We start from the raw sequence: 6,626 nt of genomic DNA, 5'->3' as shown, positions 1-6,626 counted from the left end.
ACTCCATTCGCACCATGGACCCGAGCGTAGACACCATAGCCAGAACCATCCTGGCCGGCCGACTGCCACACCACCACATGGCCGCCACCCGCCAGAACCGCTACCTGGGGATGTTCCTGCGCGCCACTCTCCGTAAGGTTGACAATCGTGTCCGCCCCTTCGGCGAGGTATCGAGAATAGGTGGGTGGCAATAGGTTCACCGTGACCACGGCGTCATCCGTGGCACCAAAGGGATCGCTGACGGTGTACCGAAATCCAACTTGCCCTTCACTCCATTCGTCGGGGGTAAACGTAATGGTGCCATCGGAATTTCGGAGTACCGTGCCGCCCACGGCGTCGCCGACCGAGACGATTGATAGCAAATCACCTTCCACATCGCTGTCATTGGCCAGCAAATCACCTGCGGTGAAAGTTATTGGCTGGCCGGCGGTGGAGTGAAATCCGCTATCATTCACGGCAACCGGCCGGTCATTGACGGCAGCAACCTCAACCGTGACTGTTTGATCGACCATGCCGCCGACACCGTCCGCAACGCGGACACGGAAGTTGTCGGTGCCGTTCCAATCGGCCGTGGGGGCATAGGTGTAGCTGCCATCGGCCGCCAACGTCACGGTACCATGTTGGGCATTGTCCTGTAGAGACCAGACTAGGGAGTCGCCATCCACGTCAGCGGCAACCAGTCGGCCGATTACGGGCATATCCTCGACGGTGGTGATCGCCACGTCCTGCGCTGTCGGGGTGTCGTTGACCGGGCGCACATAAATCGTAACGGTGGCGCTGTCGAACCCGCCATGTCCGTCAGAGATGGTATATGCGAAGGTCGTGGTTCCGTTGAAGTCGGGAGAGCCAACAAAGCGAACGTTGCCGTCAGCGTCCAGGCTGACTTGGCCGTAAGGGCCGTTATCAACCGACGCGATGGTCAACGGGTCGCCGTCGGCGTCGTAATCGTTGGTAAGCAACAGAGCCTTGGGAATAGTGACTGGCACATCCTCCCAGATGCGGAAAGCACCCGCGCAGCGGCGCACCGGCTCGAAAATCACCTCCATATCCTCGAAGACAACAGTATCTGTGTTGCGGATGGTGGTCGATGAGCCGTCGGGGGCCGTGAACACCCAGCCGCCGTCCGACGCATGTCTGACGTTATAGTCACCGATGCCGCCTGCATGGCCGTTTGATCCGAACACCGCCGTGTCGTTGCCCTCGCCACCGTCGAAGCTCGTGTCGCCGCCACCGACGATGAAGGTGTCATTACCCGCACCACCCGAGAAAGTGCCGCCGCCAGAACCGCCAATGATGCTGTCATCCCCGCCGCCGCCGATGACAGCGGCTCCCGTCGTACCAGAAGCATCCAGGGTGTCGTCGCCGGTGCTGCCATAGACGGTTTCCACCTCGGAGAGGCCCAGGTCGATGCTAACGCCGGTATCCCCGACCACGATGACCGTATCTTGGCCGGAGCCTCCCGACACCATGTCGTCACCGTTGACGATCAGGGTGTCGTCGCCGCCGCCGCCGGTCAGGGTGTCGCTGCCGCCGCCGCCGATCAGGGTGTCGTTGCCAGAACCCCCGACCAAGATATCGTCGCCGCAGGTGCCGAGCAGGAAATCATCGATGGCGACCGGCGCGCTGTTGCCATAGGACGTCACGACTTTGACCGTGGTGGTGGCGGTCGCGAAGCCGCCATGCTCATCGGATACGGTGTAGTCGAAGGTCGCGTCGCCGACGAAACCCTCCTCGGGGATGAAGGTTATTTCGCCGCTGACTGTGTCAAGCTGCACCGTACCGTGGCTGGCATTGCCCACCGCCACCAGCGACAGCGTATCGCCCTCAGGGTCGGTGTCGTTCTTCATGAGGTCGGCGGCCAGGATCGTGCGTGCCGAATTGCGCAACGTCACCGTTTGGTCGGCTTGGGGCGTCGGCGCGTCATTGAGTCCCGTCACCGTGATGATTGCGGTGGCTTCGGTGCTGCCGCCGAAGGAATCGGCCACCCGATAAGTGAAGTCGACCTCCTGGCTCTGCCCTGGCTTGAGCGCATCAAAGCGCCCCCGCGGGTCGAAAGAGAACGAGCCGTCGGCATTCAGCGTCACGCCATCGCCGGAAAGCAAACTGAAGCTGACAGCGTCACCATCTGGGTCGATGGCGGTAAGCAGTCCGTTCAGCGGTGCATCTTCGCTGGTGACGAAAGCTTGTGTTCCGGTCTCCGGGGCGTGATTGACCACCGGGACCGGCTGACCGTCTACAAGCAGTTGGATCCGCTCGAAGTTCTTGGCTTGTAGCCCCCCCAAGGTGGCAAAGGTGAAAACGAGGCCCTGGTTGGCTGGGGCGGCGGCGAAGCGTTGGAAGCTCAGCAACTCGGCCTGCACCTGTGCGGTGAACTCGGCGGCCCCCAGTGACACCACCAGGGTGTCGGTCCCGACTCCGCCATCGGCGCGGTCGGGCGTTCCTTGGCCTTGGCCGATGGTGACCACATCGTCGCCGGCACCGCTATCGATGGTGGCGAAATCGAAGCTGGCGGCCGCAATGTCCAGTGTGTCGGCGCCATCGCCCCCCTTCAGGACAATGTCGTCGAATGTCCCTGCCAAGCGGACCGAATCCGCGCCGGCGCCAGTATCAATGGAGGTGTCGGTCCAGGTGTCGCCGGTCACCGTCACCGTGTCGTTGCCGTCGTCGGTGGAGATGTTGAAGGTGTTGTCCCAACCGTTGTCGTTGGATTCGGCCGTGATGGTGACGGTGTCATCGCCGCTGGCGGTGACGATGTCGCCGCGCTTTGCCGCCACAATAGTCACCTGGCTGTCACCGCCTTCGCCCAGGGAGACGTCGGTATTGACGGCGTTTTCGAAGCGAACGGTGGCGTTGTGATCGCTCTCGGCTAGCACGCTCTTGATGGTGTTCCAGCCGCTCAGCACGCGGATGGTACCGCTGTCCGCGTCGTCGAAGGACACCGCCAGCGACTCACCGGTGGTAATGCCATCGATGTGCATCTGATCTGCGGTGAAGACATCGCTGGTAGCGAAAGAAGAGACGTCTGACACCACGAAATTGCCGCTGGTGTAGTCAGGCGTCCAGGTTTGCTGGTCGTTGACACGGAAATGCAGGTTGGTGGCGACGCCCTGCTTGGCGATCACCACGGTGACCGGAGTCTCGATCTCGCTGGTGCCGTCGCTTACCTGTACGGCGAAGCTGTCGCTGCCGCTCCAGTCATGTTGCGGGATGAAACGATAAACGCCGGTGTTGGGATCGATGATGGCGGTTCCGTGGGCGGTGTCGAGACGGGTGACGACGTTGCCTGCGGCATCGATGCCGAAGGAATAGTGCAGACGGTCGCCATCTGGATCGGTGGCCGTCACCTTGCCGGTAAGGATGGTATCTTCGGTTCCCGTGGCGTCGCTGTTCCCAACCACCGGTCCATCCTGGGTCGGGGTGATGGTGATGGCTACCGCCTGATCGATGAAGCCGCCTTGGCCATCGGCAATACGGACGGTGAAGCGGTCAGTCCCGTTCCAATCGCCGTTTTGGGCGGTAAAGACAAAACTGCCATCGGCGGCGACCGCCAACGTCCCGTGATGGAGTACGTCGTCTGTCAGTACCGTATAGGTCAGGGCGTCGCCGTCCAGGTCCGCGGCGACGATGGCGCCGGAAACTAGGGTGGCCGCGTCGGTGGTGCTCTCGGCGGCAGTGCCGCCGCTGACCGCGCTTACCGTTGGCGGATTGTCCACCATCACCGGCTGGCCGTCCACGAACAGGCGCAACGTTTCGGCGTCGCCGACACGGATGCCCAGGCTGGACACCAGGCAGGTCTTGCCAGTATTGGCAGGGTCGGCCATGAACTGCTTTAGCATGATCAGGTCCTGCAATACTGACGCAGTGTATTCTGACGCCGCCAGCCGCACTTCGATGGTATCAAGGCCGGCGCCACCCGCCAGGGTGTCGATAGCGCTACGTCCGACGCCGACAACGATGGTGTCATCGCCCAGGCCGCCATTGATCACGGCCTTGTCAAAGCTGGCGGCGGCCAGGTCGATAACGTCGTCGCCATCGCCCGCGGCGATATTGACCTGAGTGAAGCCACCGCTTAAGCGCACATTGTCGGCACCGCTGCCGGTGGACAGGTTGGCGATGGTGTGGGCAGCGCCGGTGATGGCGACGCTATCGTCGCCCGCCCCGGTGGACAGGTTGAAGTCATTGCCAGAACCGGCGTTGGAAAAGGCCGTGATGGCGATGCTGTCATTACCGTCGCCAGTGGTGATGTCACCCCGCTTGGCACCGTCGATGCTGACATGGCTATTGCCGCCATTGCCCAGGATCACGTCTGTATTGACCACGTTGTGCAGGGTCACGCTGGCGGCACCGGTGCTTTCCGCCAGGACGTTCTTGATGGTGTTCCACGCGCTGTCGACACTCAGCGTGGCGCTGGCACTCTCCGCGTAGGTGACGGTGAAGCGGTCGCTGCCAGTGATGCCCGCAATCTGTACCTCGGTTGCGGTGTAGGTGTGGGGGACGTCGTAAGTGCCGCCGGAAGCCATGTAGGTGTCACGGTTGTAATCCGGTTGTTCGGTTTGCTGGTCGTTGACGCACAGAGACAGGGACGGGTTTTCGGTTTCCGAGTTCATGCGTTCCCCCATTGGTCATGTAATGACAAGCAACAGCAGTATACTGTCTAGCAGATTTGTACCAAACCAGATCGTTATGCCAGAAATGCATATCACGATCTGATCTTCATCATCTTTCCTCTTCTGTTGGGTGCATCCGCGCCCTAGCAGGCTGCGGAAAAAGGCGCGTTCACACCCGCTTTCCCCGTCAGTCCGAAGCGTTCATCGGCGTTGGCGAGGGGTTACGGTCCTGTTTTGCGGCCATTTTCGCCGTGTCCCGCCGATGTGAGGCGGACTCCGGGCGTCGTCAGGCCATCGCCATCAGCTTTGGCAGTCTGACGAGATTGTATGCAGCGGCGGTCAGGGTGAAGACCCAGCCCGCCGGAGATCAAACGGCGACCGCGCTGTTACACCAATCCCTGGGACACGATCTGTTTCCGATGCGAACAGAAACTTTCACGGCCGGTCTGGACGCTACCTCTCCCTTCCGCTTTCGGCGCCATACTTCTGGAGCGGCGCCAGGACGTATTCGATGGGTTTGCGGGTGCCGGTCTTGACCTCGGCGACCACGCTCATACCGGGGCTGAGGGGCACGCGCTTACCGTTTTCCAGGCGGACGAACGGGTCGGCGACCGAGACGCGGATGGGGAAATAGTATTCCTTGCTCTGGCTTTCCTCGTCCTTGACCGCGTCGAGGCTGACCAGTTCGACACGGCCGACCAAGGTGCCGTATTTGGTGAAGGGAAAGCTGTCCACCTTGATTTCGGCCTCTTGGCCCACCTCGACGAAGCCGATGTCCTTGTTGGGAAGCCTGGCCTCGACCTCCATGACGCTGCCTTGGGGGACCACCACCATCAGCTTCTGTGCCGGGGTCACCACGCCGCCGATGGTGTGGGTTTCGATCTGCTGCACCACGCCGTCGACGGGGGCGCGCAGGGATTGGACCCGTTGGCGTTCGTCCGCCTTGGCCAGTTCCTGTTCGGTTGTCGCGGCCTTGGTGCGGGCCTCGGCCAATTTGGCGGTGATGTCGCGGCGAAATTCTTCCTTGGCCTGGTTGAGTTGGCCGCGGGTCGATTCGATCGCCGCCTTGGTTTCCGCCAGCTTGGCCCGGTTGACCTGTTGCTGGCCCTGGTTGTCGGCCAGTTCCTTTTCGCTGCGCGCCCGGTCGATCTGCGAACCGTAGCCCTTGTTGGCCAGTTCGCGGCGGCGCTCGGTCTCGTCCTTGATCTTCACCGCCACCGCGCCCAGGCGGGCCATGTCGGTTTCGGTGGTCTTCAGCTCCGCCTGACGCTTGGAAAGCTCCGCCTCCAATGCCGTCAGCTTGGCCTGCTGTTCCCGAAGCTGGCTGGTCAGCAGTGCCTTGTGCACGGTGATTGAATCGGGCGGCACGTCGGTGGGCGGCACGAAGGCGTGCTCGGGATTGTCGGCCAACAGCGCGGTCAGACGCGCGGAATCCAGCTTGGCGGTGTTCATCTCGGCTTTCAGCCGCACCACGTCGGCGGCGCCGCCGGTCACTTCCAGTTCCACCAGCACGTCGCCGGCCTTGACCGTCTGGCCCTCGGTGACGTTGACGGCGCGGACGATGGAGGTTTCCAAAGGCTGGATCTGTTTGACCCGCTCGGACGGCACCACCTTGCCGGGCGCGGTGGCGACGATGTCCAAATCGCCGATGCTGGCCCAGGCGACGGTCAATACCACGAAGGCGGCGATGGTGATGGCGGTGGCGCGGGCCAAGGGCGAGGCCGGGGTTTCCGACACTTCCAACGCGGCGGGCAGGAACGCCAGTTCGGCCTGACCGATGGGGCCGAGCTTGGGGCGCAGCTTGTCGGCCTTGACCGCCTCGCGCCAGATGTCGAGGTGGTGGGCGACGCCTTCCTTGAGGGCGCCCGCGCGGACCAGGGCGGCATCGGCGTTCTCGCGGCAGCGACCAAGAAAATGTGACACGGATGGACACGGATCAACACGGATCGGGGATTGCGAGACGTCGCCGGTCGCCACGGCTGCGGCGCCTTCGTGTTCATCCGTGTCCATCCGTGTCAT

2 protein-coding genes are annotated in these 6,626 nt (G+C 62.6%); both read right to left on the bottom strand.

The genetic code is table 11. From position 1 onward, the window contains the following. On the bottom strand, positions 1–4,607 hold a 4,607-nt coding region (locus G4223_RS03795), incomplete at its 3' end, for a tandem-95 repeat protein (protein WP_163675228.1). 453 nt (positions 4,608–5,060) lie between these two features. Next, positions 5,061–6,626, bottom strand: a complete 1,566-nt coding sequence (locus G4223_RS03790; protein WP_163675225.1) for an HlyD family type I secretion periplasmic adaptor subunit — start codon at positions 6,624–6,626, stop codon at positions 5,061–5,063.

Source organism: Magnetospirillum aberrantis SpK, from assembly GCF_011022235.1.
Classification (GTDB): Bacteria; Pseudomonadota; Alphaproteobacteria; order Rhodospirillales; family Magnetospirillaceae; genus Magnetospirillum; species Magnetospirillum aberrantis.
This window is presented reverse-complemented; position numbering and strand designations above follow the sequence as displayed.